This is a genomic window from Beutenbergia cavernae DSM 12333 (genome assembly GCF_000023105.1).
GTDB classification, from domain to species: domain Bacteria; phylum Actinomycetota; class Actinomycetes; order Actinomycetales; family Beutenbergiaceae; genus Beutenbergia; species Beutenbergia cavernae.
Map to the genome: position 1 here is coordinate 1969403 of NC_012669.1, position 26316 is coordinate 1995718.

The window sequence follows — 26316 nt, forward strand, 5'->3', positions numbered from 1 at the left end:
CTGAGCCGGGCCGCTCAGGTCAAGCGGTCGACGGCGGCGCTCGCGTCGGCGAGGCACGCCCCGGTGAGATCGCGGTACAGCCGGATGGCGTTCACCCGCCGTCCGCGCGCGAGGAGCACGCGCACGTGCTCGCGGTGCTCGTCGGGCAGCGCCACCTCCGGGTCCCCGGGGGCGCCGGCCAGCCACGAGCTGCCGGGGATCGGCGCGGTACCGGGGCGCGGCGCGTCGTCGTCCCTCATGTGCGCACCGGCCGGCGCGAGTCGTCGCGGATCTCGCCCACCAGCTCCTCCAGGACGTCCTCGAGCGTGACCACGCCGAGCGGTGCCCCGGACGGAGCGCCCGTCGGGCCTTGGACCGGTTGGTCGCGCACCGCTGCGAGGTGGCTGTTCGTGCGCTGCATGACGGCCATCACGGCGCGCAGGGAGTCGTTGACGCTGACCGTCGGGAGCTCGCGCACGACGTCGTCCCGGATGGGTGCGTCCCGGAGGCGCGGGTCGTCCTCGATGAGGTCCTTGATGTGCACGTACCCCGTGAGCGCGCCGTCCGGGGCGCGCAGCGGGAACCGCGAGAAGCCCTCGATCGAGGCGGCCTCCGCCTCGGCGGGGGTCACACCGAGGGGCAGCGTGCGAACCCGGGCCATCTCGAGGAGCACGGACCGCACGTCGCGTTCGGTGAACTGCAGAGCACCGAGCAGCAGACGTTCGTCGTTGAGCTCGATGAGGCCGCCGTCGTGCGACTCCTCCACCAGTTCCGCGACCTCGTCGCGGGTGAAGGCCGACGTGACCTCGTTCTTCGGTTGGACCCGGATCGCGCGGAGCACGAGGTTCGCGAGCCCGTTGAGCAGCCAGAGCACGGGATAGAGCACCCGGACGATGAACACGAGGAACGGGGACAGCGCCAGCGCCATGCGATCGGGGCCGGCGAGCGCGATGTTCTTCGGGACCATCTCACCGAGGACGACGTGCAGGTACGTGACCAGCGAGAGCGCGATGACGAGCGCGATCGGGTGCAGCAGCGTGGACGGGACGCCCATGCTCTCCAGCGGTCCCTCGATGAGGTGCGCGATCGCCGGTTCGCTGATCGAGCCCAGCGCGAGCGAGCAGATCGTGATGCCCAGCTGAGCGCCGGCCATCATGAGCGACACGTGTTCCATCGCGTGCAGCGTCACGCGTGCGACCCGGTGCCCCTCGGCTGCGCGCGGCTCGATCTTGGTGCGCCGGGCGGAGATCAGGGCGAACTCGGCACCGACGAAGAACGCGTTGAGCGCGAGCAGGACGATCGTGAGGCCGATGCCGACCAGGTCGCTCACTCCTCCTCACCGCCCGCAGGTGCCGCGTCGCCGTCGCGCTCGACGATCGCCAGGTGCACGGTGTCGACGCGTCGCGCGTCGATCGCGAGGACCTCGAGCTCGATCCTGCGGTCGGGGACGCCCGGCACGTGCTTCGCATCCACGACGACGGTGTCGCCGACCTCCGCGAACCGCCCGAGCTCTGTCGTCACGAGGCCGCCCAGCGTGTCGTACGCCTCGTCCTCCGGCAGCGCGCAGTCCACGACGTCGGACGCCTCGTCGATGCGCATGAGGCCCGAGAGCACCCACCCGCCGTTCCCGTCGCGCGCGGGCTCCGGCTCGTCGTAGTCGTGCTCGTCGCGCACCTCGCCGACGATCTCCTCGACCAGATCCTCGAGCGTGACGAGACCGGCGAGGGAGCCGAACTCGTCGATGAGGAGGGCCATCTGCAGCCCGCCCTCGCGGAGATCGTCCATGAGCTCGTCGAGCTCGATGGAGTCGGGGACGAACGTCGCGGGAGCGAGGACCGAGGAGACGGGTGTGCTCGTGCGCCGCTCGAACGGGACGGAGAGCGCGGCTCGGACGTGCACGATCCCCGCCACGCGGGCCTCCGTGTGCCCGTCCTGCTCGACGACGTCCACCACCGGGAACCGGGAGTGACCCGTCGCCTTCGATCGGGCGATGAGCTCCGACACGGGATCGTCCGGTGCGAGCGTGACCATCCGGGAGCGCGGCGTCATCGCGTCGCGGGCGCGCCGGTCGCCGAACGCGAGCGAACGCTCGACGAGCTCGGCGGTGTCGTGGGCGAGCGTGCCCTCCTTCGCGGAGTGCCGGACGAGCGCCGTGAGCTCCTCGGCGGAGCGGGCCGAGGCGAGCTCCTCCTGCGGCTCGATGCCCATGGCCCGCAGGATCCGGTTGGCCGTCCCGTTGAAGAAGCGGATCGGCCAGGCGACGGCCTTCGTGAAGCCGCGCTGGAATCCGGCCACGGCGCGAGCGGTGGCCATCGGGCGGGCGATCGCGAGGTTCTTCGGGACGAGCTCGCCGAACACCATCGTGATCACCGTCGCGGCGACCAGCCCGATCGTGATCGCCGTCGTCGAGATCGCCGACTCGCTGAGGTCGGTGCGCTCGAGCAGGGGTCGGATGAGCTCCGAGATCGCGGGCTCCGCCAGGAACCCGATCGCGAGGTTCGTCACGGTGATGCCGACCTGTGCGCCCGACAGCTGGGTCGAGAGCGTCCGCAGGGCGACGAGGACGCCGGCTGCCCGCTTGTCGCCGCGCTCCGCGGCCGACTCGACCTGGGCGCGGCCGACGGTGATGAACGAGAACTCTGCGGCGACGAATCCGCCGCAGGCGGCCACGAGAGCCATGGCCAGGAGAAGGAGCAGGACTTCGGTCACGGTGTCACCTCGCGGGGATGTCGGCCGCGAGGCCAGGGTCTATGACCCTCGGGACTGTCACCGGCGCTGGGTGCGCGCATCGTCTCCATCCGTGGTGTTCGGGGGACCGCCACCGTGGCGGTCCGGCTGATAGCCGACAAGAGTACGACAGATCGATGTCCCCGTGGGCGGCGCATACCGGGAATAGCCGTGCCGACCGTGTGGTTGTGCGCACCAGGATCGATGCACATGCATGGATCGGACGGACAGACGGATCAGCAGCGAGGTGCGAGATGAACGGGATGCAGTTCGGCATCTTCACGGTCGGCGACGTGACGCGTGACCCCACGACGGGTCGGACCCCCACGGAGGCGGAACGGATCGACGCGATGGTGACGATCGCCCAGCACGCGGAGGACGTCGGGCTCGACGTGTTCGCGACGGGGGAGCACCACAACCCGCCGTTCGTGCCGTCGTCGCCGACCACGATGCTCGGGTACATCGCCGCCCGGACCGAGCGCCTCATCCTCTCGACGTCGACGACGCTCATCACCACGAACGACCCGGTGAAGATCGCCGAGGACTTCGCGATGCTCCAGCACCTCGCGAAGGGCCGCGTCGACGTCATGCTCGGCCGCGGGAACACGGCGCCCGTGTACCCCTGGTTCGGCAAGGACATCCGGCAGGCCATCCCGCTGACCGTCGAGAACTATCACCTGCTGCGCGAGCTGTGGGACCACGACGTCGTCACGTGGGAGGGTCGTTCGCGCACGCCGCTCCAGCAGTTCACCGCCACACCGCGCCCGCTGGACGGCGTCGCACCGTTCGTGTGGCACGGGTCGATCCGCTCACCGCAGATCGCCGAGCTCGCCGCGATCCACGGCGACGGCTTCTTCGCGAACAACATCTTCTGGCCGAAGGAGCACTTCCAGCAGCTCGTCGGTCTCTACCGGGAGCGTTACGAGCACCACGGCCAGGGCAGCGCGGACCAGGCGATCGTCGGGCTCGGCGGGCAGGTGTTCATGCGGAGGAACAGCCAGGACGCCGTGAACGAGTTCCGGCCCTACTTCGACCATGCGCCCGTGTACGGCGGCGGCCCGAGCCTCGAGGAGTTCACCGAGGCGACGCCGCTGACCGTCGGCAGCCCGCAGGAGGTCATCGACTCCACGCTGTCGTTCAGGGAGACGTTCGGTGACTACCAGCGCCAGCTGTTCCTCATGGACCACGCCGGCCTGCCGCTGAAGACCGTGCTCGAGCAGCTCGACCTGCTGGGCGGCGAGGTGATCCCGGTCCTGCGGCGGGAGATGGACGGGATGCGGCCGGCCCACGTCCCCGGTGGGCCGAGGCACGCCGCGCGGGTCGCCGCTCGGGAGTCCGCCGGGGGCACGACGCCGTCGGCGCTGATCGCCGAGGACACGGTGACCGGTCGGGCGCCGGCGGCGGAGCGGGCATGAGCAGCATGCGCGCCTCGGCCCAGGCCTGGGAGTCCCTCCTACGGGCCCAGTCCGGCCTCATGCGTGCGTTCGAGGCCGACGGCGACTTCGCGCCGCTGAGCCCGCGGGAGTACGACGTCCTGCTGCAGCTGGCGGAGGCCGGCCCGGACGGGCTGCGCCTCGGCGACCTCGCCGAGCAGACGCTGCTCCCGCAGCCGAGCATGTCGCGGATGATCGACCGGCTGACGTCGCGCGGCCTCGTCCGGCGTGCGGCGTCGCCGGGCGACCGGCGGGGAGTGCTCGTGGTGCTCACCCCGGCCGGGGCCGACCTCCAGGCGCGGGCGGCACGCCGGCACCTGCGCAGCATGCACGCCTACCTCGGCGGCACGCTCACCGGCGACGAGCTGGATACCCTCACGCGGCTGTGCGAACGCCTGCGGGACGGCGTCACAGCTGTCGGCGCCCAGGCGCCGCACGACGAACGGAGAAGCGCATGAAGACGCAGGCGACCTCGGGCACCGGGGCGGCGGCGGACGCGGGGCGGCGGCCCGTCCGCCTCGTCGCGCTGAGCGGTGGGCTCGGCTACCCCTCGAGCACCCGCACGCTGACCGACCTGCTGACGAGCGCCGTCGCCGACCGGCTGGCCGGGGACGGTCAGGAGGTGCTGACGACGACCGTCGAAGTCCGCGACGTCGCCCAGGACGCCGTCGCCGAGACCCTGCTCGGGCTGCGCAGCGAACCGCTCGCCGCCGCGCTCGCCGAGGTCGAGGACGCCGACGCCCTGATCGTCGCGAGCCCCGTGTTCCGTGGGTCGTACGCGGGCGTGTTCAAGGCGGTCGTCGACCTGCTCGACCCCCTCGCGATGCGGGGCAAGCCGGTGCTTCTCGCCGCGACGAGCGGCAGCGCCCGGCACACGCTCATGGCCGACCACGCCCTCCGACCCCTGATGTCGTACTTCGGCACGCTGACGGTGCCGACAGCCGTCGTCGCGACACCGGAGGAGTTCGCGTTCGGGACGCGTCCGGTCGACGGCCTCCGGGTGCGGATCGACCGGGCCGCCGACGAGCTCGCCGACCTGACGCGGGTGCGGGTCCGCGCCCGCTCCGGCGCCTGAGTCCGTCCGCGAGAGGTTCGTGGCCCGTCCGCGAGAGGTTCGTGGCCCGGCCGCGAGAGGTTCGTGGCCCGACCCCGAGAGGATCTCTGCGCCCCTCAGTCGGCGGCGAGCAGCTCAGAGATCAGGCGCCGCAGCTCGGCGTGCCCGCGCGGGCCGAGAACCCGGGTGATGCGCTCCTCGATCCCCTGGATGGTGGAGATGCCGGCCGCGATGCACTCGCTGCCGCGGGGAGTCAGCGTGATGAGCTTCGCACGCCGGTCGGTCGGATCCGGCCGCCGCTCGACATATCCGAGGTCTTCCAGCTCGTCGACTAACTCTCCCATCGCCTGCGGCGTCATGTTCGCCCCGCGAGCCAGGTCCGTGAGCCGGCTTCCTTCCGGCCGGATCTGCGCGAAGACCGCGGAGTGCGACGGCTTCTGAGGGAATCCGGCACCCACCACGCCGTCGACGATCCGGAACCCGAGAAGGCTGTAGGCCTGCCCCAGCATCGCGACGGTATTCGTGGCCTGCTCCGGAGGGTCTTGCGCCATGGCAACTCCTTCAGGGATACTTGATCATCAGGTCGACCTTATCGAATAGGTGTCACAGCCGTCGGCACCGACACACCCTCGCCGTGGCGGGGATCCGCTGGGCACGTCTCGAGGGAGAGGCGCAACGATGGAGAACCCCCAGGCTCCTGAACCCGCGACGCGTGCGCTGCGGACCGTGCCCCGCGGGGCGTGGATCGCCGGTGGCGCGATCTGCGGCCTCGCCTGGTCGGCCGCGCTGCGCGGCTACATGGTCGAGCTCGCCGGAACCGAGTCCACCTTCACGTGGGGCGGCACGTTCGGGGCGCTGCTCCTTCCGGGAGCGCTCGCGGGAGGACTGCTCGGCTGGGCGGAACATCTGCGGCGCACGGGCGGCCGGCCGCGATGGCGCGCTCTGGCGCTCGCGCCGCTGCCCCTCGCCGTGGCGCCGCTCCTGATGCCCGGCGCGCTCGCGACGCTCGCGACGACCGGCGAAGGCGGCGGTGCACTCGCCGTCGGCCTCATGGGTCCGGTCGGCGGGTACGCGCTCGCTGGCCGTGGCCCACTTCGCGTGATCAGCCAAGCCGCAGCCGGCGCCTTCGTCATCGCGTTGGGCGCGACGGCCCCCGTCATCACCCGCACACCGCTGAGCGACCCACGCAGCGCGTGGAACGCCGTGCTCGTCACCGCGTTGTACGGCGTGCTGGCGCTCGGTTGCGCGATCCCGTTCCGGGGTGTCGTCGCACCGGAGCCGGCGCGGGACGGCGCGGCCCCCGACCGAGGCCGAACGACGGCGGTGTCACCGTGACGCGGCTCGGCCGGGTGGAACGATGGGCGATGCGGACCGCCAACCGGGTCTCGATCCAGCTCTACCGCCGTACCGGCGGCAAGGTCGCGAGCTCGGCGAAAGGGTTGCCCGTGCTGCTGATCACCGTGCGGGGACGTCGCACCGGCAGGCTGCACACGGTCCCGGTCGTGTACCTGGAGCACGACGGCGGTCTGCTCGTCTTCGGATCGGCCGGCGGCGCGAGCGTCGAACCAGCGTGGTTCCGTAACGTCCGGTCCAGCGGACGCGTGCAGATCGAGGTCGGGCAGGAGCGCTACGACGCCGACGCCGATGTCGCCGACGATGACCGCCGCGACCGGCTGTGGCACGACGTGGTGCTGCCCCGGGCACCCTTCTTCGCGAGCTACCAGGTCAGGGCAGCAGGACGAACGATCCCCGTGGCGCTCCTCACGCCCGTGCGGCCCTGACGTCATCGCCGCGGTCGTGGCGAGGGACCGTGCGCGTGGCCCGGGTCCGGCGCCGCTCAGCCCTCCGCGGCGCGGAACATCCAGGCGTGCTTCTCCAGGCCGCGCGCGACGTCGATGAGCAGGTCCTGCGTCAGCAGGTCCTCGGAGTCGAGTGCGGGGAGGTGCTCGTTGATGCGGGCCGCCGCCGCCGTCAGGCGCTCGGCGAACTGCCGCACGACCTTGTCGCTCGAGAGCGGGCCGCCGTCGATCTTCTCGACCTGGGACGACGTCGCGACCGTGCCGGCTCGGCCGTCAGGCGTGCCGCCGAGCGTCACGAGACGTTCGGCGACGTCGTCCGACCAGATCCGGACGTCGTCGATCACCGTGTCGAGCTGCAGGTGCACGGACCGGAAGTGCGGGCCGTGGACGTTCCAGTGCGCCTGCTTGCCCTGGAGCGAGAGGTCGATGAGGTCCGCGAGGGCCTCCTGCAGGCTGGTCGAGACGATCTCGGCTGGTGCCGTGGCCATGTCGCACTCCTTTCCACCGGGGGACGTGTGCGTGTCTCTCACGATAGGTCGGTGCCCTCGACCTCGCCTCTCCGCGTCGGGCCGTGGCTCCGCCGGCCGCCTCGGGGCGGCGTCGCCGCAGGCCCGCGCGATAGACTGCGCCGCATGAACCCCCGGGAGCTCCTGAGCCAGCAGCGCTGACGTCGACGCCGACGGCGTCATCTCAGCGTGGCCGACCTCCCCGGCGGGGAGGTCGTCGTGTGTCCGTGCCCCCGAGGACGCGAGCTCTCCCGAAGGACGAGGAATGACCGACGCCGCAGCCACGCACCAGCCCGCACCCTCCGCCGCCGACGTCCCGCCGCACCGGTACACGGCCGACCTCGCGGAGCGCATCGAGCTCGCGTGGCAGGACCGGTGGGCGAGCGAGGGCACGTTCCACGCGCCGAACCCGTCCGGTGACCTCGTCGGCGACGCCGCCGCCGAGAAGTTCTACGTGCTCGACATGTTCCCGTACCCGTCGGGCAAGGGGCTGCACGTGGGACACCCGCTCGGCTACATCGCGACCGACGTCGTCGGGCGGTTCCAGCGGATGCAGGGGCGCAACGTGCTGCACGCCCTCGCCTACGACGCGTTCGGCCTCCCGGCCGAGCAGTACGCCGTCCAGACCGGCCAGCACCCGCGGATCACCACCGAGCAGAACATCGCGACGATGCGTGGCCAGCTGCGCCGTCTGGGCCTCGGCCACGACGACCGGCGCACGTTCGCTACCACGGATCCCGACTACGTGCGGTGGACCCAGTGGATCTTCACGCAGCTGTTCGCGTCGTTCTACGACGCCGACGCGCCGCGTCCCGACGGCGGCACCGGGCGCGCCCGGCCGATCGCCGAGCTCGTGGCGGAGCTCGACGCGGGAACCCGCGCGCTGCCGGACGGTCGCGTGTGGACCGACCTGGACGCCGCCGCCCGCGCCGACCACCTGGACTCCGTCCGGCTGGCGTACATCTCGAACTCGCCGGTGAACTGGGCGCCGGGCCTCGGCACCGTGCTGTCCAACGAGGAGGTCACAGCCGACGGGCGCAGCGAGCGCGGCAACTTCCCCGTGTTCCAGCGCAACCTGCGCCAGTGGATGCTGCGGATCACCGCGTACGCCGACCGCCTCGTCGACGACCTCGAGCTCATCGAGTGGCCCGAGAAGGTCAAGACGATGCAGCGCAACTGGATCGGTCGCTCCTCGGGCGCGCAGGTGCGCTTCGTCACCGACGCCGGCGACCTGTCCGTGTTCACCACGCGCCCGGACACCCTGTTCGGGGCGACGTTCGTCGCCGTCGCCCCGGAGCACCCGCTGCTCGACGCCCTCGCGAGCGAACAATGGCCCGAGGGCACGTCGGAGGCGTGGACGGGCGCAGCCGCGTCGCCGCGGGAGGCCGTGACCGCCTACCGGCGTGCGGCGTCGACGAAGACCGAGCTGGACCGGCAGACCGAGGGCCGGGACAAGACGGGCGTGTTCACCGGCGCGTTCGCGACGAACCCCGTGACCGGCGCGCGGGTCCCCGTGTTCGTGGCCGACTACGTGCTCATGGGGTACGGCACCGGCGCGATCATGGCCGTGCCGGGCCAGGACGAGCGTGACTGGGAGTTCGCCACCCGCTTCGGCCTGCCCATCGTGCGCACCGTCGCCCCGCCGGAGGGCTGGGAGGGCGAGGCGTACCCCGGGGAGGGGCCGGCGATCAACTCGGCCAACGACGAGATCTCGCTCGACGGCCTCGGCGTGGTCGAGGCGAAGGCGGCGATCATCGCGTGGCTCGAGGCCAAGGGGCTCGGCACCGGCACCGTGACGTACCGCCTGCGGGACTGGCTCTTCAGCCGCCAGCGGTACTGGGGCGAACCGTTCCCCGTCGTGTTCGACGACGACGGCCGCGCGCACACGCTCCCCGACGAGATGCTGCCCGTCGAGCTGCCCGACGTGCCCGACTACGCGCCGCGCACGTTCGACCCGCAGGACGCCGACTCCGAGCCCGAGCCGCCCCTGGCGCGCCTGCCCGAGTGGGTGGACGTCGAGCTCGACCTCGGCGACGGCGTGCGCCGCTACCGGCGCGAGACCAACACGATGCCCAACTGGGCCGGCTCGTGCTGGTACGAGTTGCGTTACCTCGACCCGCACGACGAGAAGGCGCTCGTCGACCCCGACATCGAGCGCTACTGGATGGGGCCGGGCGCCGAGCGGCCAGGCGGTGACCCGACAGACGTCGCCGGCGGAGCGGACCTGTACGTCGGCGGCGTCGAGCACGCGGTCCTGCACCTGCTGTACGCCCGGTTCTGGCACAAGGTCCTGTACGACCTCGGGCACACCGCGAGCCGGGAGCCGTTCCACAAGCTCTTCAACCAGGGGTACATCCAGGCGTACGCGTACGCCGACGCCCGGGGCGTGTACGTCCCGGCGGACGAGGTGCACGAGGAGCCCGGGCTCGACGGCGAGACCACGTACACGTGGCGGGGCGAGCCCGTCGTGCGCGAGTACGGGAAGATGGGTAAGTCGCTGAAGAACATGGTGACGCCCGACGACATGTACGCCGCGTACGGCGCCGACACGTTCCGCGTGTACGAGATGTCCATGGGGCCGCTCGACCAGTCGCGCGCGTGGGAGACCCGGGCGGTGGTCGGGGCGCAGCGCTTCCTGCAGCGGCTGTGGCGCAACGTGGTCGACGAGACCAGCGGCGCCGTCGTCGTCGTGGAGGAGCCGGCCGACGACGCCACCCGGCGCCTCGTGGCCCGCACGATCGCCGACGTGCGGACCGAGTACGCGGCGATGCGCCCGAACACGGCGATCGCGAAGCTCATCGCCCTCAACAACCACCTGACGACGCTCGCGGCCGTGCCGCGCGAGGCCGTGGAGCCGCTCGTGCTCATGGTCGCGCCCGTCGCCCCGCACATCGCGGAGGAGCTGTGGGCGAGGCTGGGGCACCCGGCGTCGCTGGCGCACGAGCCGTTCCCGACGGCGGATCCCGCCCTGCTGGTCGAGGAGACGGTGACGTGCGTGGTGCAGGTCGCCGGCAAGGTCCGCGACCGGATCGAGGTGCCGCCCGCCATCGGCGAGGCGGAGCTGCGCGAGCTGGCACTGGCGACCGCGGGCGTCCAGCGTGCCCTGGACGGGCGAGGCGTCCGGACGGTCATCGTGCGCGCACCGAGGCTCGTCAACGTCGTGCCCGCCTGACCGTCGCCCTCGGGCTGCTGACCCGCTCCCGGCGGCCGCTACCATCGCGAACGTGGAATCCAGGGGCAATCCGCAGAACATCGGCGTGCTGATCGTCGACGACCAGGATCTCGTGCGGATCGGGCTGCGCACGCTGCTCGAGCACGCCGGAGGGTTCGCGGTCGCCGGTGAGGCTGCCGACGGTCTCGGCGCCGTGGAGTCGGCGATTCGGCTCCGCCCGGACGTCGTGCTCATGGACATCCGGATGCCGGGGATCGACGGGCTCGAGGCGACGCGCCGCATCGTGTCGGACGGTCGACTCGCCGACACGAAGGTGATCGTGCTGACGACGTTCGAGCGCGACGAGTACGTGTTCGAGGCGCTCCGGGCCGGGGCCAGCGGCTTCCTGCTCAAGAACACGCCCCCGCCGGTGCTGCTCGACGGCATCCGCACGGTGGTCGACGGCGGAGCGCTCCTCTCCCCGACGGTGACGCGCACCGTGATCGCGGAGTTCACGTCGCGCTCGCCCCGCCCGCTCGACCCGCACCCCCACATCGATCAGCTCACGAACCGTGAGCACGAGGTCGTCTCGCTCGTGGCGCAGGGCCTGTCCAACGAGGAGATCGGGAAGCGGCTCTACGTCAGCCCCGCGACGGCCCGCACGCACGTCAGCCACGCCATGCTCAAGCTCAGCGCCCGCGACCGGGCCCAGCTCGTCGTCTTCGCCTTTCAGTCCGGGCTGGCCTGACCGTCCGGCGCACGCGGAGCCGTGCCCCTCCCGGACGGGATGACCGCCCGCACCCGCACGGCGCCGTCGTGCTCGAGGGTGAAGGCGCCGCCGAGGCTCTCGATCCGACGGCGCATGCCGCGGACGCCGAAACCGTCGTTCAGGGGCGAGCCGTCGTGCGGGCTCGTGACGGCGACGGTGACGCTCTCGCTCTCGAAATGGAGGCGTACGTCGGCCCGTCGCTCGGGCGCGTGCTTGACGACGTTGGTGAGCGACTCCTGGACCACGCGGTAGGCGGCCACCTCGACGTCGGCCGGGAGGCGCCGCGGTTGTCCCTCCACCACGAGATCGACGGCGACCCCGGCGTCACGGGTGCGGCGGCAGAGCGCGTCGATCCCCGCCAGGCCCGACACGGGGACGGGGGCGCCGCCGGCCGCACCGTCGGAGCCGGGCGCGACCGAGCCGAGCGTCGTCCGCAGCTCGCCGAGCGCCGCCGCACTCGCGGAGCTGATCGCCTCGAGCGCGATCGTCGCCTGATCCGGTTTACGAGCACCGAGGTGCAGTGCGATGTCAGCCTGCATCTGGATCGCCGCGAGCCCGTGCCCGACGATGTCGTGCACCTCCGTCGCGAGCCGCAACCGCTCCTCGTCGACCTTCCTGCGCTCGGTCTCCGCACGTTCCCGGGCGGACGACTCGGTGACGAGCCGGGCGGCGACACCGACCGTGAACGGGACGATGATCCACGCGGCCGCGAGGATCGTGCCGCTGACCCGGTTCGACTCCGGTCCGACGACGACGTGCGCGGCCAGCGCGAGGAAGGCGCCGACGGCGGCGAGCGTGGCGTGAAGCGTGGTGCTGCGTCGCCCGACCGTGTACACGGCGGCCACCAGCGGAAGGACGACCGGACCGAACGGGTAGCCGATGACGAGGTAGCCCGACACCGCCAGCGTCGTCACGGTCAGCACCAGGATCGGGAACCGACGGCGTGCGGCGAGCGGCACACAGGCAGCCGTGAGGAGCACGTAGCCGAGGACGTCGACGGGTCGCTGCCCGTGGACCCAGGCGTTGAGCAGCGGCGCCGTGAGCAGGCATACGGCCAGGAGCACGCCGGCGAGCACGCCGTCGGTCAGCACGCCGCCCCGCCGCGCCGGTCGTTGCGTCGACATCGCAGTCCCTCCGCGGCCCTCGGTATCCGCCTGGACGCCATCATGGTGGCAGGTGCGCGGCGTGGCAGGCCGAAGGTGGCCGGGTACGCGGGATTGCGTACGGCGAGTCACGACCGTCGCCGTACGCGCCGCCCTGGACGGTGCAGCACCCTCGTGGACATGACGAGCCCATCCCCCCTGAGTCCCCCCGAAACCCTCGACAGCACCGTCACGTCGGCCGACGGCACCACCATCGCCTACTCGGCGTGGGGTGCGGGCGAGCCGATCGTCATCATCGACGGCGCGACTGCGTACCGTGCCACGACGCCCGAGAACGCGGCCACGGCGGAGCTCCTCGCCGACGAGTTCCTGGTGATCAACTACGACCGCCGCGGCCGGGGCGGCAGCGGGGACACCCCGCCGTACGCCGTCGAGCGCGAGTTCGAGGATCTGGCCGCGATCCTCGAGCACGTCGGCGGTGGCCGCGCGGCCACGGTGTTCGGCTGGTCCTCCGGCGGGAACCTCGCCCTCAACGCCGCACAGGCCGGTGTCCCGATCGCACGGCTCGCGGTGTTCGAGGCGAACGCCGTCGTCGACGACGACCGTCCTCCGCTGCCGGCGGACTACGTCCAGCGGGCCGAGGACGCCGTCGCCGCGGGCCGACCGGGCGACGCCGTCGCCCTGTTCCTCTCCGCGGCCGTCGGCCTGCCGGACGAGATGATCGCCGAGCTGCGCCAGGACCCGAAGGAGTGGCCGCCGCTCGAGGCGATCGGCCCGACGATCGCGTACGACGGACGCCAGGTCGGCGATGCGATGTCCGGCCGGCCGCTGCGCTCCGATCTGTGGAACCGGGTCGACGTTCCTGTGCTGGTCATGCACGGCAGGGACACCTGGCCGTTCCTCGCCGCGGCCGCGCGGGCGATCGCGGAGCATCTGCCCACCGCCACGCTCAAGCCCGTGCCGGGTGAGAACCACAGCACCTCGCCCGAGGTGCTCGCCGCGGCACTGCGTCAGCTCGCCACCGAGGGAGCGTGAGATGGGACGGATCGTGCTGACCGAGTTCATCTCGCTCGACGGCGTCGTGGAGGCACCCGGCGGGGAGGACTTCAAGTACCCGGACTGGAGCTTCAAGGTCGACCGCGGCCCGGAGGGCGAGAGGTTCAAGGAGACCGAGGCGCTCGGCTCTGCCGCGCTGCTGCTCGGGCGCACCACCTACGAGGGGTTTGCCGAGGCGTGGCCGCAGTACGAGGGGGAGCTGGCCGACAAGTACAACTCGATGCCCAAGTACGTCGTGTCCAGCACGCTGAGCGACCCCGGTTGGACCAACACCACCGTGCTCTCCGGCGACCTCGTCGAGGTGGTGTCCCGGGTCAAGGACGAGGTCGACGGCGAGATCTCCGTCGCCGGCAGCATCCAGCTCGCGCAGGGTCTGCTCGCCCACGACCTGGTCGACGAGATCCACCTGATGGCGTTCCCGGTCATCCTGGGCCACGGCCGGACGCTGTGGACCCAGACCCCGGACAAGTCCGACTGGAGTCTCACCGAGGCCACGACGTACGGCGACGGCGTGCTCGTCACCATCCACGAGCGCCGCCGATGACGGGCCGGTCCGCCACCAGCCGCCGTCGCCCTGGGGAGTGAGGGGCGTGCCCACGATCGAGCTGGAGACGGCGACCCTCGACTACGCCGACAGCGGCGGCACCGGCCCGGTGGTCGTCCTGCTGCACGGCCCGCTCCTGGACCACACCGTGTGGGACGCCGTGATCGATCGCCTCCCAGGCATGCGGTGCCTCGCTCCGACCCTGCCGATGGGCGCGCACCGGCACCCGGCACCGCACGACGAGCTGACGAACGCCTCCCTGGCACGGCTCGTCGCCGAGTTCCTGGCCGCGCTCGACCTGACGGACGTGACCCTCGTCCTCAACGACTGGGGCGGCGCACAGGTCATCGTGGAGCTCGGCCTCGCCGAACGCGTCGGGCGGCTCGCTCTCGTGGCGTGCGAGGCGTTCGACAACGTCCCCGCCGGCCGGCCCGGCCGCATGCTGGCGCGCATGGCGCGGTTGCCCGGGGGACTCGCGCTCCAGGCGCAGCTGACCAGGATCCCCGCGGTGCGCCGTCAGCTCGCCACCGGGATGGCCGCGCAGCCCGTCCCCGACGAGCTCCTGCGGCGCTGGTTCACACCCTCTCGCGACCCCAGGATCCGGGACGACCTCCGCCGCTTCTCCGCTCGGTTCCCGATCCCCGCCGACCGCGACTGGTCGAGCGGGCTGGGTGGGTTCGCCGGACCGGCACTCGTCGCCTGGGCCGAGGACGACCGCATGATGCCCGCCGAGCACGGCCCTCGCCTCGCACAGCTGCTGCCCGACGCCGAGCTGGTCCACATCTCCGGCGCCGCGACGCTGGTCCCGCTCGACCAACCCGGGGTCCTGGCCCACCACCTGCGCACGCTCGTCGCCCGGCCCGTGCCCGACCGCCGCGCGAGGGCCTGAGCGACCCCGCGTCGCGGGATCGCCGTCACGCCCGCGACGGCGTCAGCGCCGTCGGGTCCCGAAGATCGTCCGGGTGATCTCGCGGCCGAGCTGTGTTCCGGCGGACTTCAGGAAGTTGTCCAGCGGCGACGCCGACGAGCGGGACGACGTCGACCGTTGGGTGCCCGACCGAGCCTTCGCGGCGTCGCGCTCGAGCTCCCGCTGCATCTTCGCCAGCTCGGCGTCGCGCTTCTTCGCCTCCTTCTCGGCCTCCTTGGCCAGCTTCTCGGCCTCCTCGGCGTCCACCTCGGCTTGTTCCGCCGCCCGCCGGGCGGCCTCCTGCGTGGCCACCCGTTCGGCGAGGAGCTCGTGCGCCGACACGTTGTCGACGGCGCTCGCGTACGTGGCAGCGAACGGCGAGGCGGTGACGAGTCCCGCGACGTGCGCCTCGGGGGCGACGTCCATCGAGGACTGCGGTGCACGCACGCGGGTCCACGCCACGGGAGCCGGGGCGCCCTTCTCCGTCAGCACCGTGACGACCGCCTCACCGGTGCCCAGCGTGGTGAGGAGCTGCTCGAGGTCGTAGGGCGACGTCGGGAACGTGCGCACGCTGGCGCGCAGGGCGTCCGCGTCCTGCGGGGTGTAGGCGCGCAGCGCGTGCTGCACGCGGTTCCCGAGCTGGGCGAGCACGTCCGAGGGCACGTCCTTCGGCGTCTGCGTCACGAAGAACACGCCAACCCCCTTGGAGCGGATGAGTCGCACGGTCTGGGTGATCTGCGTGAGGAAGTCCTTCGACGCGCCGGTGAACAGCAGGTGCGCCTCGTCGAAGAAGAACACCAGCTTCGGCTTGTCCGGGTCGCCGACCTCCGGGAGCTCGCTGAACAGGTCGGCGAGCAGCCACATGAGGAACGTGGAGAACAGGGCCGGCCGGTCACGCACCGCCGGCAGCTCGAGGCACGAGAGGACGCCGTCGCCGTTCGGGTCGGTGCGCAGCAGGTCCGACGTCGCGAAGGCGGGCTCGCCGAAGAACACGTCGGCACCCTGCGCCTGCAGGGCGACGATCTCGCGCAGGATGACGCCCGCCGTCGCCGCGGACAGCCCGCCGATGCCCTTGAGCTCGACCTTGCCGTCGTCGGAGATCAGGTACGCGATGGTCGACTGGAGGTCCTTGAGGTCGAGCAGGGCGAGCCCCTGCGTGTCGGCCCAGTGGAAGATCAGGCCGAGGCTGGACTCCTGCGTCGCGTTCAGCCCGAGCACCTTGGCGAGGAGCAGCGGGCCGAAGTCCGTGACGGTGGTCCGGATCGGGATCCCGGTGCCCATCCCTCCGAGGGAGTAGAACTCGACCGGGAACGACCGCGCCGTCCAGTCCTGCCCGATGCTCCGGGCGCGTTCGGCGAGCGCCGGGCTCTCCTCGCCCGGCACCGTCAGCCCCGTGAGGTCGCCCTTGATGTCGGCGAGGAAGACCGGCACCCCGGCCTCGGACAGCCCTTCCGCCATCGCCTGCAGCGTCCGCGTCTTGCCGGTGCCGGTGGCGCCCGCCACCAGGCCGTGGCGGTTGAGCATCCCGAGCGCGAAACCGACCTGCGCGGCCGGCACCGCCTCGTCGTCGGCCACCAGCGCGCCGAGGCCCAGCGTCCCGCCCGGGAACGTGTACCCGGCGGCGACCTCGGCGGCGTAGCCGTCCGCCTCCGGCGCGGCCGACGGCGTCGGCTCGTCGTCGTCGCCCTCGGAGGCGGCCGCGGGTTCCGGCTCGGGTGTGGCTGCGGGTTCCGGCTCGGCCGCCGGCTCGGGCTCGGGTTCGGGGTCCGGCGCGGTCGCGGCCGCCTGGGCCTCCGCGGCGGCGAGCGCCGCCTGGGCGGCCCGCGCCTTGGCCTCGGCCGCGTCCGCCTCGGCCTGGGCGGCGGCGGCACGGAGCGCGGCGAGATCCGGCGTGGTGGGTGCGTCGTCGGCCATGGGAGCGATCGTAGGGGCGGCCGGCCGGCGCGCACGGTGAGGCCGAGACCATCGATGTGACGCAGCGCCTGGGGATGACGGGGTCGGAGCCGTCGGTCCACAGGCCCGCGTCCGCGGTCCACCGGGGATGCCTACGGTCGCAGCCATGGACCGGCACCGGCAGCGCGCGCAGAACCGGGCGCGGCTCGCCGCGCTCACGCGCGCCGCCTACTCGGCGGGGGAGGGCGTGCTGCCGGTCGACGCGGCCGAGCACGACCACCTCGCCGGTGCTGCGGCGCCGGACGAGCTCGCGCCGGAGGAGATCGAGCTGGATCGGGGTGCTGTCGACCGTCGGCGGCGGCGCGCCCGGGCGCGGTGGCGGGTGGGGGTCGCCCCGCGGGCAGCGCTCGGCCTGGTGCTCGCCGTCGCCGTGGTCGTCGTCGTCCTCGCCGTGCGTTCGCTGGCGGCCGACGGCGGTACGCCGATCCCCGACCCGGCGCCTGGTTCCGCCTCGTCCGCTGGTTCCGAAGATCGCACCGCGGACGCGTCCCCCGGTGAGACCGCTGGACCGAGCCCCGCCGTGCCGTCGCCCACCGGCGAGGTGGTCGTGCACGTCGCCGGCCTCGTCGCGAGTCCGGGAGTCGTCTCGCTGCCGCCGTCCTCGCGCGTGCAGGACGCCCTCGAGGCCGCCGGCGGTGCCCTCCCGGAGGCCGACCTCGCGGCGCTCAACCTGGCGCGGGTCCTCGTCGACGGCGAGCAGGTGTACGTCCCGGCGCCGGGGGAGGCCCCGCCGGCCGGAGCGGGCGGCGCGCCGGGTGCTCCCGCGGCGGAGGGCGGGTCCGACGGGGGCCCGGTGAACCTCAACACCGCCGATCTCGCCGCGCTCGACACGCTCCCCGGGATCGGCCCCGCACTCGCGCAGCGCATCGTCGAGTGGCGGACGGCCAACGGCTCCTTCGTGGACGTCGAGGAGCTCACCGAGGTGTCGGGCATCGGCCCGGCCACCCTCGAACGCCTGCGACCGCTGGTCACCGTGTGAGCGGGCCGTCGCCGGCCGCGCGCCCGGTCGATGCGCGTCTGGTCCCGGCGGCGCTCGCGGTGTGGGTGACGTGCGGTGTCGCCGTCGGGCTGGAGCCGCGCACCACCGCGCGCGCTCTCGTCGTCGTCGCGGGCGGCACGCTCGTCGCCGTCGTCGCCGTGCGGTGGTTCGCACGCCCGCACGGTCGCCATCGACGCGACCTCGGCGCCCGCGCCTGGGCGGCGATCCTGCTCCTCGGGACGTGCGTGCTCGCGGCCGGCGCGCTGAGCGCCGCGGGGGTCGAGGCCCGGACGTCCGGCATCGTGGGGGAGGCGGTGCGCTGGGACGGCAGCGTCGAGGTGAGGCTCCGCGTGCTCGGCCGGGCGGAGCCCCTGGACGCCGGGTCGTTCGGCGGTGGTGAGCGGTTCACCGTGCGGGCGGTCCTCGAGACGGTGACGCTGCGGGGCCGTCCCGGCCCGTCCCGGGCGCCGGTCCTCGTGCTCGCCGACGCCGGCTGGTCCGCGGTAGAACGCGGTGCTCTCGTGGACACGCGCGGGCGGCTGCTGCCGGCGGAGCCCGGCGACGACGTCGTGGCGCTCCTCGCCGCCGACCGGCCACCCGAGGTCGTCACGCCGCCCGGGGTCGTCGACCGGGCTGCCGCGCGGCTCCGGACGACGCTCCTCGGCGCCACGAGCTCCCTCGCGCCGCACGCTCGCGGTCTGCTCCCAGGGATCGCCGTCGGCGACGACTCGCGGATGCCCCCCACCTTGGAGCAGGACATGCGGACGGCGTCGCTCGCCCACCTCGTCGCCGTCTCCGGCGCGCATGTCGCGATCGTGCTCGGGGCGGTGCTGGCGCTCACGACGGCGCTCCCGCGAGGGGTGCGGATCGGCGTCGGCGGGGCGGCACTGGCGGGGCTCGTCGTCCTCGTCGGGCCGGAACCGAGCGTGCTGCGCGCGAGCGCGATGGGCGTCGTCACCCTCGGTGCGTTCCTGCTGCGGCGACCGTCCCGCGCGCTCCCGGCGCTCGCCGTCGCCGTCATCGTCCTGCTCCTCGCCGACCCGTGGGCGTCGAGGTCGTTCGGGTTCGCGCTCTCGGTGTGTGCGACGGCGGGGTTGGTGCTCCTCGCCGGCCCGTGGACGCGGGCGCTCGCGAGCCGGATGCCGACGCCGCTCGCGGCGGCGCTCGCGATCCCGGCCGCGGCGCAGGCGGCCTGTGCACCCGTGGTGGTGCTGCTGGACCCCGGCGTGCCCGCGTACGGCATCCTCGCGAACGCCCTCGTCGCGCCGGTCGTGGCGCCGGTCACCGTGCTCACGCTGCTGGCCACGCTGGCCGGGCCGTGGTGGCCGGGCCTCGCGCACGTCGGGCTCGTCGTAGCCCAGGCCGGGACGTGGTGGGTGGAACGGGTCGCGACGTGGGTGGCCCTCGCGCCCGGCGCCCGGCTGCCGTGGCCGGGCGGCGTCGGTGGGGCGGTGGCGCTGGCCGCGCTCGAGGCCGGGCTGCTCGCACTCCTCGCGAGCAGGCTCGCTCGTGCCCGGCTCGCGGCGGCCGCACGAGCGAGTGCCGTCCCCGGTCTCGCCGCGGCACTCGTGCTGACGCTCGCGGCGGCGATCGCGCTCACCGTCCCGGCCACGCGGGAGGTCGTCGCGCCGTGGGTCCGGCGCGTCCTCCCGGCGAGCTGGCCGCCGGCCGGGTGGCGGCTCGTGCAGTGCGACGTGGGCCAGGGGAGCGCGCTCGTGCTCGCCTCGGGTCGCACGGGGCACGCCGTCATGGTCGACGTCGGCCCGGCCGACGGGTCAGGGGCGGCCTGCCTGCGCTCGCTCGGCATCCGGGTGCTCGACCTGCTCGTCGTCACGCACGCCGACGCCGACCACGTCGGCGGGCTCGACGCCGTCCTGGGGGCTGTCGACGTCGAGTCCGCGATGGTCGGCCCGTACGACGACGGCGGTCGGGACGACGCCGTGCGGGAGCTGCTGACGGCCGTGGGGGCACGGATCATGCTCGGTTCCACGGACTCGCCGGACGTCACGGGCCAGGTCGGTGACGTGATGTGGCAGGTGCTCTGGCCGACTCCGCGGTCGACCCAGCTCGCGGGAGCCGAGGCCGCGAACGACCAGAGCGTCACCGTCCGGTTCGTCGTCGGGTCCGGCGACGCCGCGCTCCACGTCCTCGTGCACGGCGACCCCGGGGCGGAGGCGCAGGCGGCCCTCGCGCGCGCGTTCCCGCCCGGAGGGGCGCTCGACGTCGTCGTCGTCCCGCACCACGGCTCGCCCGACCAGGACGCCGGGATGGCCGCGCTGACGCCGGCGAGACTCGCGCTCGTCAGCGTCGGTGCGGACAACGACTACGGTCACCCGGCCGAGGCGACGCTCGACCTGTACCGCGACGCGGGCGCCGTCGTCGCGCGGACGGACATCTGCGGGCCGATCGCTGTCGTGCCCGGCGCGGGCGGCGGACTCCGGCTCGCCGGGTGCCCGCCGTGAGCGGCGGCCGCATCGGTGCCCGCCGCGCCGGTGACTGCCGTGTCGTCGGCCCGTGGCAGGCTGTCCGCATGCCTCCGCAGCGACGCCCATCGACCCGGGGCGCGGCGCTCGTCTCGTGGGACGCCGTCCGCCTCGCGCCCGTCGTCCTGGTGCGGGGCACGGAGGAGCTCCTGGGTGATCGCGCGCTGACGCGGCTCCTCGAGCAGGCACGCGAGCAGGACCCCGGTGTCGAGGTCACCCGCCTGGACGCCGCGGGGTACGAGCCGGGCCGGCTCGGCATGCTCACGAGCCCGTCGCTCTTCGGGGAGCGGCGGCACGTGGAGATCCTCGGGCTCGAGAACCTGACGGAGGCCTGCGCGTCGGACGTGCTCGCGTACGTCGACGACGTCGCACCGGACGTGACTCTCGTCCTGCGGCACGGCGGAGGGGTGCGCGGGAAGAAGGTGCTCGACGCCGTCACGGCCTCGGGTGCGCCGGTGGTGGCGTGCGACGCGCTCAAGTACGAGAAGGACAAGGTCGCGTTCGTCACGCAGGAGTTCCGCCGCACGGAGCGCCGGGTGCAGGGCGCCGCGGTCCAGGCGCTCGTCGACGCGCTCGGTTCCGACCTGCGCGAGCTGGCGGCGGCCTGCGCGCAGCTCGTCGCCGACACCACGGGAACCATCACCGCTGACGTCGTCGATCGGTACTACGGCGGGCGGGTCGAGGTTACCGGGTTCCGCGTGGCCGACTCGGCGGTCGCCGGCGACGCCGGGGGAGCGCTCCTCCTGCTCCGGCACGCGATCGCCGCGGGGACCGACCCCGTGCCGCTCGTCGCCGCGCTCGCCCTCAAGCTGCGCACGATGGCCAAGGTCGCCGCTGTCCGGGGGCGCGGCCCGGCCGCGCTCTCGGAGCTCGGCCTCGCCTCCTGGCAGGTGGACCGCGCGCGGCGCGACCTCGGTGGGTGGACGCCGGAGGGCCTGGCGGCGGCGATCTCCGCCGTCGCGACCGCCGACGCCGAGGTGAAGGGCGAGAGCAGGTCGCCGGCGTTCGCCGTCGAGCGGGCCGTCCTGCGGATCGCGCACGCGCGAGGCTGACGCACGGCGCTCGGGGCGCCGTCGTCCCGGTCCGGGCATGCGAACGGCGCCGCACCCAGAAAGGTGCGACGCCGTGCGTCACGCCGTCGGCGACACCGTCGCCGACGGGCGGCGGCTCAGAGGCCGGAGACCTGCTTGGCGAGCGCCGACTTGCGGTTCGCTGCCTGGTTCTTGTGGATGACGCCCTTGCTCACGGCCTTGTCGAGCTTGCGGGAGGCGACCTGGAGGGCGTCGGACGCCGTCTCCTTGTCGCCGGCCGTGACGGCCTCACGGACCTTGCGCACGTGGGTCTTGAGCTCGGACTTGTACGCCTTGTTGCGCTGGCGTGCCTTCTCGTTCGTGCGGATCCGCTTGATCTGGGACTTGATGTTTGCCACGTGTGGACTCTCTGGTGCGATCGGTTAGGTCGGGTGAGGGTCTCCCGCGGCCGGGACCAAGACGGTGGGGACGCCTCGTGGAGAGCCGATCGGGTCGAGCGACCGCACGACCTGGGCGGTGGCTCAGCCCAGCAGTCTAGCAGTGCGAGATCAGCGCTCGTGCAGCTCGCGAAGTGCACGGGCGAGCGCGGTGTAGCGGTCCCTGCTCAGCGTGGCGCCCTCGCGTCGGACGGCGGACGGCGGGACGCGGAGCAGGCGGTCGAGGCGCACCTCGCTCTCGCGGCCCTGGGAGTCCCACGCCCCCGAGCCGACGTCGAACCAGACCCGCCCGTAGCGCAGCTCGTCGGCGCGGTCGCGGTCGTGGTCCTTCGACGTCATCTGCAGTCCGACGAGGGCCCCGGCTCCGCGTCCGACCACGAGGATCGGGCGGTCCTTGCCCTGGCGTGGGTCGTCCTCGAAGGGGACCCAGCCCCAGACGACCTCGCCAGGATCGGGTTCGCCGTCGGGCTGTGGCGCGTACTCGAGGCGCGGGAGTCCGTGGGCCGCCACGTCGAGCTCGGTGATCGTGGCGGCAGTGTCCGCGGGGATCGCCGGTGCGTCGGACGCGGCGGGGCGCGGCCGGTTGCCGGGGGGCCGACGACGACGCCGGTCGCCGCCGGCGAGGATGCGACCGAGGGCGGTGGTCACCGAGCGCAGGCTCACCTGGCGGAGCCTACGCGAGAGGCTCGTGGCCCTTTGGCGAGAGGCCTGTGGCCCTTTGGCGAGAGGCTCGTGGCCCTTTGGCGAGAGGCTCGGGACCGTGATTGTCACCAGCTGCGCGGTCGCGGTTCCCTCCTGAGCATTTCACCGAGCTCCATCTCGAACGAGGGATCCTGGCCGAAGATTCGCTCGGACGTCCCGATGTTGAACCGCCAGCCGAACCGTCGCTCGAAGTACGCCCTGCGCCGTTCGTCGTGCTCGACGTCCGTGTCGGCCGTGTGGAACTCGCGGCCGTCGTACTCCGACGCGATCAGGAGCTCCTCGTACGCCATGTCGAAGAAGCGCGGAACTCCGTCGCCGTCCTTCATCTCGAGCTGCAGCTCCGGACGCGGGAAGCCGGCGTCGAGGATGCGACACCGTTGCCACGACTCGCCATGTGACTCGGCGCGTCGATCGACGCGCGGAGCGAGCTCCTTGGCCTGCTTCGTTCCCGGGAACCGGCGAAGCTCGGCCACGTACTCACGCAGTGCGACCTCGTCAACGACGCGAGCATGCGCTAACGCGTCTGCGGCAGCCAGGGCATACGGTCGCCATCGCAGCCTCAGCAAGTCTGCCGCTGTGCGTAACGGCGAGGTCAGCAGCAGGCCATTCAGCTCGACCACGTCTCGATCGGGAACGACAGTTTGTCGGGTTCTTGCCCTGTCCGGGGTGATCCGGTTGCGACCGTGCGGCACCACGAAGCTGGGGCGCATCTCGAACCGGTCGCCAGGCGTGCGGGTGTCTGCTCCGTGGACCCAGGCCGCGAAGTCGTCGCACGCCACCGCGTGCCTTGGGACGACAAGCAGCGCCGCAGCGGAGCGAAGCTCGCGCGTGTCCGCCACGTCCGCGTCGACAAGCACCCCGCGAAACACGCGACGGAGTGCGCCGACTGCAAGTGCCTCGCGGACGTCGCGGCGAGAGAGGCCGACGCCGCCGGACCTTGTCACCGTGAACGGGATCCCGTCGTTCAGGGTTGTCATGGCCAATTGAAGCCAAGGTTCACCTAGGCGGGTTCGAGTTATCCACAGTGCACGACCCGGCCGTGGCCGAGCGAGCCGCTCGTGAGGGGCCACGGACCTCTCGCGAAGGGGCCACGGCTCTCGCGAAGGGGCCACGGACCTCTCGCGAAGGGGCCACGGACCTCTCGCGAAGGGGCCACGGACCTCTCGCGAAGGGGGTCAGCCGACCGCCTGCGCGACGGCCAGGACCAGGACGAGCCCGAAGGCGAGGCCGGACGCCATGAGCGTCCCGAAGGCCGCCGCGGCGGTGCGCCGCAGGTCCCGGCTGAGCGTCGGCACCGGGTCCGAGGGACGCCGCTGGCTCTGCACGATGATCTCCACGGTGCGGCCGTCCTCGGTCCGCGTCGTGACGACGTCGGCCGGGTCCGTGCCCGTCCGCTCGGTCTCGGCGGCCGTGCGCAGGAGGCGGGAGCGGTACACCGCGAGCAGCACGACAGGCACGGCGAGGAGGACGGCGAGCACACGCAGCGCCCACGCGCCGAAGCCGGTGAGAGGGAGGGTCATCAGCGCCAGACCGACCACGAGCACAGCCCCGACGACGACGAGCACGAGCGTCGGGCGCGCCATCGCCCTGCCGCTGCGGGCCGCGAACGGACCCCAGGACATCGCGGGCGGCATCCCCGGTGCGCTACCGGGTGGCACTGTCATGGTCCCAGCGTCGCACGCCGGCCGGGATGTGCGCACGGTTCGCGCGATGGGGCCGTCGTCGTGCGGGCATGGGACCATGGAGGCCGTCCCCGCCCCGCCCTGAGATCCGAGGTAGTCGCAGCGTGCCCGTACCGACCCCCGCACAGCTCGAGCGGATCCGCCCCGCCGCGACGCCGCCGGCGCAGCTGCGCAACTTCTGCATCATCGCGCACATCGACCACGGCAAGTCGACGCTCGCCGACCGCATGCTGCAGCTCACGGGTGTCGTCGACGCGCGGGCCATGCGTGCCCAGTACCTCGACCGCATGGACATCGAGCGAGAGCGCGGCATCACGATCAAGTCGCAGGCCGTCCGGATGCCGTGGGCCGCAGCCCAGGGCGGCGAGGCGGGCGCGCCGCTCGTCCCGTACGCCCTCAACATGATCGACACCCCGGGGCACGTCGACTTCTCCTACGAGGTGTCGCGCTCGCTGGCCGCGTGCGAGGGCGCCGTCCTGCTCGTCGACGCCGCCCAGGGCATCGAGGCGCAGACGCTCGCCAACCTGTACCTCGCGCTCGAGAACGACCTCGTCGTCATCCCGGTGCTCAACAAGATCGACCTGCCGGCGGCCCAGCCGGAGAAGTACGCGGCCGAGCTGGCGAACCTCATCGGCGGCGACCCCGAGGACTGCCTGCGCGTCTCGGGCAAGACCGGCGAGGGTGTCGAGGAGCTGCTCGACCGGATCGTCGCCGACGTGCCGCCACCGGTCGGCGACCCCGACGCCCCCGCGCGGGCCATGATCTTCGACTCCGTCTACGACACCTACCGCGGCGTCGTGACGTACGTCCGCGTCGTCGACGGCTCCCTGTCGCCGCGCGAGCGGATCGCGATGATGTCGACGCGCGCCACGCACGAGCTGCTCGAGATCGGCGTGAGCTCGCCCGAGCCGGCGCCGACGCAGGGGCTCGGCGTCGGCGAGGTCGGCTATCTCATCACCGGCGTCAAGGACGTGCGCCAGTCGCGCGTGGGCGACACCGTGACGAACTCGGCGAAGCCGGCGACGACGGCGCTCGGCGGGTACCGGGATCCGAAGCCGATGGTGTTCTCGGGCCTGTATCCGATCGACGGCAGCGACTACCCGGTGCTCCGGGACGCCCTCGACAAGCTCAAGCTCAACGACGCCGCCCTGGTCTACGAGCCGGAGACGTCGGTGGCCCTCGGCTTCGGGTTCCGGTGCGGCTTCCTCGGTCTGCTGCACATGGAGATCGTGCGTGAGCGGCTCGAGCGCGAGTTCGACCTCGAGCTCATCTCGACGGCGCCCAACGTCGTCTACGAGGTGACGATGGAGGACGGCACGCACCACACGGTGACCAACCCGAGCGAGTACCCGGCGGGAAAGATCCACGAGGTCCGCGAGCCCGTGGTGCGGGCGACGATCCTCGCCCCGAGCGAGTTCGTCGGCGCGATCATGGAGCTGTGCCAGAGCCGGCGCGGCTCGCTCGGCGGCATGGACTACCTCTCCGAGGACCGCGTCGAGATGCGCTACACGCTGCCGCTCGCGGAGATCGTGTTCGACTTCTTCGACCAGCTGAAGTCGCGCACGCGCGGCTACGCCTCGCTCGACTACGAGCCGCAGGGCGACCAGGTCGCTGATCTCGTCAAGGTCGACATCCTGCTGCAGGGCGAGCACGTGGACGCGTTCAGCGCGATCGTGCACAAGGACAAGGCGTACGCGTACGGCGTCATGATGGCGGGCAAGCTGCGCGAGCTCATCCCGCGCCAGCAGTTCGAGGTGCCGATCCAGGCGGCCGTCGGGTCGCGCATCATCGCCCGGGAGACGATCCGCGCGATCCGCAAGGACGTGCTCGCCAAGTGCTATGGCGGCGACATCACCCGCAAGCGCAAGCTCCTCGAGAAGCAGAAGGAGGGGAAGAAGCGCATGAAGATGGTCGGCCGGGTCGAGGTCCCGCAGGAGGCGTTCATCGCCGCGCTCTCCTCCGACTCGCCGACGGGGAAGGACGCCAAGGAGAAGGCGCGCAAGTGAGGTTCGCGCGGGCGA

Annotated in this window: 25 protein-coding genes; 14 read left to right on the top strand and 11 right to left on the bottom strand. The window is 72.9% G+C overall.

What is annotated here, in order from left to right; genetic code table 11:
* Positions 1-14: 14 nt before the first annotated feature.
* From BCAV_RS08660 to BCAV_RS08670, 3 genes are read right to left on the bottom strand one after another with little or no spacing between them, the layout of a single operon-like run.
* A complete protein-coding gene (locus tag BCAV_RS08660) occupies positions 15-239 on the bottom strand; it encodes a hypothetical protein (RefSeq protein WP_015882216.1) in 225 nt (74 codons plus the stop codon).
* On the bottom strand, positions 236-1309 hold the full coding sequence (locus tag BCAV_RS08665) for a hemolysin family protein (protein ID WP_015882217.1): 1074 nt from the start codon (positions 1307-1309) through the stop codon (positions 236-238). Before BCAV_RS08665 ends, BCAV_RS08660 begins: the two co-directional genes overlap by 4 nt.
* Complete coding sequence (locus BCAV_RS08670) at positions 1306-2688, bottom strand: hemolysin family protein (protein WP_015882218.1); 1383 nt, start codon at positions 2686-2688, stop codon at positions 1306-1308. The genes BCAV_RS08665 and BCAV_RS08670 overlap by 4 nt, the downstream gene beginning before the upstream one ends.
* A gap of 281 nt (positions 2689-2969) precedes the next feature.
* Between BCAV_RS08670 and BCAV_RS08675 the strand changes: the two genes are divergently transcribed.
* Genes BCAV_RS08675 through BCAV_RS08685 form a run of 3 tightly spaced genes read left to right on the top strand, consistent with a single transcriptional unit; the run spans position 2970 to position 5214 of the window.
* Complete coding sequence (locus BCAV_RS08675; protein WP_043349212.1) at positions 2970-4121, top strand: LLM class flavin-dependent oxidoreductase; 1152 nt, start codon at positions 2970-2972, stop codon at positions 4119-4121.
* Entirely contained in the window at positions 4118-4597 is a 480-nt protein-coding gene (locus BCAV_RS08680; RefSeq protein WP_015882220.1) for a MarR family winged helix-turn-helix transcriptional regulator, read from the top strand. Before BCAV_RS08675 ends, BCAV_RS08680 begins: the two co-directional genes overlap by 4 nt.
* Positions 4594-5214 (top strand): CE1759 family FMN reductase, encoded by a 621-nt coding sequence (locus tag BCAV_RS08685; RefSeq protein ID WP_015882221.1) that lies wholly within the window; start codon positions 4594-4596, stop codon positions 5212-5214. The genes BCAV_RS08680 and BCAV_RS08685 overlap by 4 nt, the downstream gene beginning before the upstream one ends.
* A gap of 95 nt (positions 5215-5309) precedes the next feature.
* On the opposite strand, the gene BCAV_RS08690 is transcribed toward BCAV_RS08685, so the two are convergent.
* A complete protein-coding gene (locus BCAV_RS08690) occupies positions 5310-5744 on the bottom strand; it encodes a MarR family winged helix-turn-helix transcriptional regulator (RefSeq protein WP_015882222.1) in 435 nt (144 codons plus the stop codon).
* Between the two features lie 127 nt (positions 5745-5871).
* Between BCAV_RS08690 and BCAV_RS08695 the strand changes: the two genes are divergently transcribed.
* Together BCAV_RS08695 and BCAV_RS08700 are read left to right on the top strand one after the other, a co-directional pair.
* Complete coding sequence (locus tag BCAV_RS08695; protein WP_015882223.1) at positions 5872-6528, top strand: hypothetical protein; 657 nt, start codon at positions 5872-5874, stop codon at positions 6526-6528.
* Between the two features lie 29 nt (positions 6529-6557).
* Positions 6558-6974 carry a nitroreductase/quinone reductase family protein gene (locus BCAV_RS08700; RefSeq protein WP_015882224.1) on the top strand — a complete coding sequence of 139 codons (417 nt, stop codon included), beginning with the start codon at positions 6558-6560 and terminating at the stop codon, positions 6972-6974.
* Between the two features lie 56 nt (positions 6975-7030).
* On the opposite strand, the gene BCAV_RS08705 is transcribed toward BCAV_RS08700, so the two are convergent.
* Positions 7031-7480: a Dps family protein gene (locus tag BCAV_RS08705; protein WP_015882225.1), complete on the bottom strand. Its 450-nt coding sequence runs from the start codon at positions 7478-7480 to the stop codon at positions 7031-7033.
* A gap of 283 nt (positions 7481-7763) precedes the next feature.
* Here BCAV_RS08705 and leuS point away from each other — a divergent pair, with 283 nt between their 5' ends.
* Positions 7764-10670 (top strand): leucine--tRNA ligase, encoded by a 2907-nt coding sequence (gene leuS, locus BCAV_RS08710; protein ID WP_015882226.1) that lies wholly within the window; start codon positions 7764-7766, stop codon positions 10668-10670.
* Positions 10671-10722: 52 nt separating this feature from the next.
* Positions 10723-11397, top strand: a complete 675-nt coding sequence (locus tag BCAV_RS08715) for a response regulator transcription factor (protein WP_015882227.1) — start codon at positions 10723-10725, stop codon at positions 11395-11397.
* Here BCAV_RS08715 and BCAV_RS08720 read toward each other — a convergent pair.
* Positions 11379-12542, bottom strand: coding sequence for a sensor histidine kinase (locus BCAV_RS08720; RefSeq protein WP_015882228.1), 1164 nt, complete (start codon positions 12540-12542; stop codon positions 11379-11381). The two genes, BCAV_RS08715 and BCAV_RS08720, sit on opposite strands and share 19 nt — an antisense overlap.
* 159 nt (positions 12543-12701) lie before the next feature.
* Between BCAV_RS08720 and BCAV_RS08725 the strand changes: the two genes are divergently transcribed.
* From BCAV_RS08725 to BCAV_RS08735, 3 genes are read left to right on the top strand one after another with little or no spacing between them, the layout of a single operon-like run.
* Positions 12702-13556: an alpha/beta fold hydrolase gene (locus BCAV_RS08725; protein ID WP_015882229.1), complete on the top strand. Its 855-nt coding sequence runs from the start codon at positions 12702-12704 to the stop codon at positions 13554-13556.
* Between the two features lies 1 nt (position 13557).
* A complete protein-coding gene (locus BCAV_RS08730; RefSeq protein WP_015882230.1) occupies positions 13558-14121 on the top strand; it encodes a dihydrofolate reductase family protein in 564 nt (187 codons plus the stop codon).
* A gap of 46 nt (positions 14122-14167) precedes the next feature.
* Positions 14168-15010: an alpha/beta fold hydrolase gene (locus BCAV_RS08735; protein WP_015882231.1), complete on the top strand. Its 843-nt coding sequence runs from the start codon at positions 14168-14170 to the stop codon at positions 15008-15010.
* Positions 15011-15052: 42 nt separating this feature from the next.
* Here the strand turns inward: BCAV_RS08735 and BCAV_RS08740 are convergent, their stop codons facing one another.
* Entirely contained in the window at positions 15053-16942 is a 1890-nt protein-coding gene (locus BCAV_RS08740) for a helicase HerA-like domain-containing protein (RefSeq protein ID WP_015882232.1), read from the bottom strand.
* 145 nt (positions 16943-17087) lie between these two features.
* Here BCAV_RS08740 and BCAV_RS23400 point away from each other — a divergent pair, with 145 nt between their 5' ends.
* From BCAV_RS23400 to holA, 3 genes are all read left to right on the top strand, one after another.
* Entirely contained in the window at positions 17088-17960 is an 873-nt protein-coding gene (locus BCAV_RS23400) for a ComEA family DNA-binding protein (RefSeq protein ID WP_015882233.1), read from the top strand.
* Complete coding sequence (locus BCAV_RS08750; RefSeq protein ID WP_015882234.1) at positions 17957-20422, top strand: ComEC/Rec2 family competence protein; 2466 nt, start codon at positions 17957-17959, stop codon at positions 20420-20422. Before BCAV_RS23400 ends, BCAV_RS08750 begins: the two co-directional genes overlap by 4 nt.
* A gap of 68 nt (positions 20423-20490) precedes the next feature.
* Positions 20491-21495 carry a DNA polymerase III subunit delta gene (gene holA / locus BCAV_RS08755; RefSeq protein WP_015882235.1) on the top strand — a complete coding sequence of 335 codons (1005 nt, stop codon included), beginning with the start codon at positions 20491-20493 and terminating at the stop codon, positions 21493-21495.
* Between the two features lie 116 nt (positions 21496-21611).
* Here the strand turns inward: holA and rpsT are convergent, their stop codons facing one another.
* The 4 genes from rpsT to BCAV_RS08775 form a co-directional block, all read right to left on the bottom strand.
* Positions 21612-21872, bottom strand: a complete 261-nt coding sequence (gene rpsT / locus BCAV_RS08760) for a 30S ribosomal protein S20 (protein ID WP_015882236.1) — start codon at positions 21870-21872, stop codon at positions 21612-21614.
* A gap of 150 nt (positions 21873-22022) precedes the next feature.
* Positions 22023-22574 carry a type II toxin-antitoxin system PemK/MazF family toxin gene (locus BCAV_RS08765; RefSeq protein WP_015882237.1) on the bottom strand — a complete coding sequence of 184 codons (552 nt, stop codon included), beginning with the start codon at positions 22572-22574 and terminating at the stop codon, positions 22023-22025.
* Between the two features lie 104 nt (positions 22575-22678).
* Positions 22679-23590 carry a hypothetical protein gene (locus tag BCAV_RS08770; protein WP_015882238.1) on the bottom strand — a complete coding sequence of 304 codons (912 nt, stop codon included), beginning with the start codon at positions 23588-23590 and terminating at the stop codon, positions 22679-22681.
* A gap of 198 nt (positions 23591-23788) precedes the next feature.
* The gene (locus BCAV_RS08775) at positions 23789-24277 is read right to left on the bottom strand and encodes a hypothetical protein (protein ID WP_144016748.1); all 489 of its coding nucleotides are present in this window, start codon (positions 24275-24277) and stop codon (positions 23789-23791) included.
* A gap of 122 nt (positions 24278-24399) precedes the next feature.
* Between BCAV_RS08775 and lepA the strand changes: the two genes are divergently transcribed.
* Complete coding sequence (gene lepA, locus BCAV_RS08780; RefSeq protein ID WP_015882240.1) at positions 24400-26301, top strand: translation elongation factor 4; 1902 nt, start codon at positions 24400-24402, stop codon at positions 26299-26301.
* The last annotated feature ends 15 nt before the right edge of the window (positions 26302-26316 follow it).

What these genes read in the sequence shown, in the direction of transcription:
- BCAV_RS08660 (WP_015882216.1), bottom strand. Translation starts at nt 239, where the DNA reads ATGAGGGACGACGACGCGCCGCGCCCCGGTACCGCGCCGATCCCCGGC.
- BCAV_RS08675 (WP_043349212.1), top strand. Translation starts at nt 2,970, where the DNA reads ATGCAGTTCGGCATCTTCACGGTCGGCGACGTGACGCGTGACCCCACG.
- BCAV_RS08680 (WP_015882220.1), top strand. Translation starts at nt 4,118, where the DNA reads ATGAGCAGCATGCGCGCCTCGGCCCAGGCCTGGGAGTCCCTCCTACGG.
- BCAV_RS08685 (WP_015882221.1), top strand. Translation starts at nt 4,594, where the DNA reads ATGAAGACGCAGGCGACCTCGGGCACCGGGGCGGCGGCGGACGCGGGG.
- BCAV_RS08690 (WP_015882222.1), bottom strand. Translation starts at nt 5,744, where the DNA reads ATGGCGCAAGACCCTCCGGAGCAGGCCACGAATACCGTCGCGATGCTG.
- BCAV_RS08695 (WP_015882223.1), top strand. Translation starts at nt 5,872, where the DNA reads ATGGAGAACCCCCAGGCTCCTGAACCCGCGACGCGTGCGCTGCGGACC.
- BCAV_RS08700 (WP_015882224.1), top strand. Translation starts at nt 6,558, where the DNA reads ATGCGGACCGCCAACCGGGTCTCGATCCAGCTCTACCGCCGTACCGGC.
- BCAV_RS08705 (WP_015882225.1), bottom strand. Translation starts at nt 7,480, where the DNA reads ATGGCCACGGCACCAGCCGAGATCGTCTCGACCAGCCTGCAGGAGGCC.
- leuS (WP_015882226.1), top strand. Translation starts at nt 7,764, where the DNA reads ATGACCGACGCCGCAGCCACGCACCAGCCCGCACCCTCCGCCGCCGAC.
- BCAV_RS08720 (WP_015882228.1), bottom strand. Translation starts at nt 12,542, where the DNA reads ATGTCGACGCAACGACCGGCGCGGCGGGGCGGCGTGCTGACCGACGGC.
- BCAV_RS08725 (WP_015882229.1), top strand. Translation starts at nt 12,702, where the DNA reads ATGACGAGCCCATCCCCCCTGAGTCCCCCCGAAACCCTCGACAGCACC.
- BCAV_RS08730 (WP_015882230.1), top strand. Translation starts at nt 13,558, where the DNA reads ATGGGACGGATCGTGCTGACCGAGTTCATCTCGCTCGACGGCGTCGTG.
- BCAV_RS08740 (WP_015882232.1), bottom strand. Translation starts at nt 16,942, where the DNA reads ATGGCCGACGACGCACCCACCACGCCGGATCTCGCCGCGCTCCGTGCC.
- BCAV_RS23400 (WP_015882233.1), top strand. Translation starts at nt 17,088, where the DNA reads ATGGACCGGCACCGGCAGCGCGCGCAGAACCGGGCGCGGCTCGCCGCG.
- holA (WP_015882235.1), top strand. Translation starts at nt 20,491, where the DNA reads ATGCCTCCGCAGCGACGCCCATCGACCCGGGGCGCGGCGCTCGTCTCG.
- BCAV_RS08770 (WP_015882238.1), bottom strand. Translation starts at nt 23,590, where the DNA reads ATGACAACCCTGAACGACGGGATCCCGTTCACGGTGACAAGGTCCGGC.
- BCAV_RS08775 (WP_144016748.1), bottom strand. Translation starts at nt 24,277, where the DNA reads ATGACAGTGCCACCCGGTAGCGCACCGGGGATGCCGCCCGCGATGTCC.